The organism is Vibrio sp. 378 (genome assembly GCF_033339435.1).
Genome location: NZ_JAWOUO010000577.1, coordinates 1 through 689, shown reverse-complemented (window position 1 = coordinate 689; position 689 = coordinate 1). Strand labels below are relative to the sequence as shown.

Annotated in this window: 1 protein-coding gene; it reads left to right on the top strand. The window is 43.7% G+C overall.

The window, feature by feature from the left end:
- Positions 1-48: 48 nt before the first annotated feature.
- Positions 49-689: ABC transporter transmembrane domain-containing protein (locus R7Q48_RS27625; RefSeq protein WP_318133468.1), on the top strand; the 641-nt coding region annotated here is incomplete at its 3' end.

The following is a 689-nucleotide window of genomic DNA, read 5'->3' as shown; positions in this document are numbered from 1 at the left end:
GAAATGTTCCAGTACCAAAAACTCGAACAAGCAATGGAGGAGTAATCAATGAAACAAACCAGTACATTTAAGCGGTTGTTGTCTTATCCATTGTCTCAGCCGAAGCCAATGATAAAAGGCTTAGCTTTGCTGTTTATCGCGGCGTTAGCGAGTGCGAGTGGCCCTTGGTTGATCCAGTATTTTATTGATGAACACATTGCCAAAGGTGACTACTCTCGTAACGTATTGATTGCTTTAGCGTTGGGCTACGTGTCACTTCAAGTCATTTCAGCAACGTTCCAATATCTTCAATCGTTGCAATTTAGCATGGTGGCAACGAACACGATCAAAACCATTCGCAAGCAAGTGTTTTCGGGAGTGATCAAACAGCCACTTTCTGCGTTTGACTACACGCCTGCTGGTAAGCTTGTTTCTCGAATCACGAATGATACAGAATCACTTCAGCAGTTTTACGAGTTGTTAATCGCGACCGTGGTTAAGAACGTTGTGATGATCGTGGTGATGTTGGGTGTCATGTTCTTCATGAGTTGGAAGTTGACGCTGGTTGTTCTCGTCCTGTTACCGATCGTAATTGGCTTTATGTATCTGTTTAAACAACTCAGTACCGAGAGTTATCGCAGAATGCGTGACTTGCTCACGGACATTAACGCCAACTTAAGCGAATCAATCCAAGGGATGAGCGTGATTCA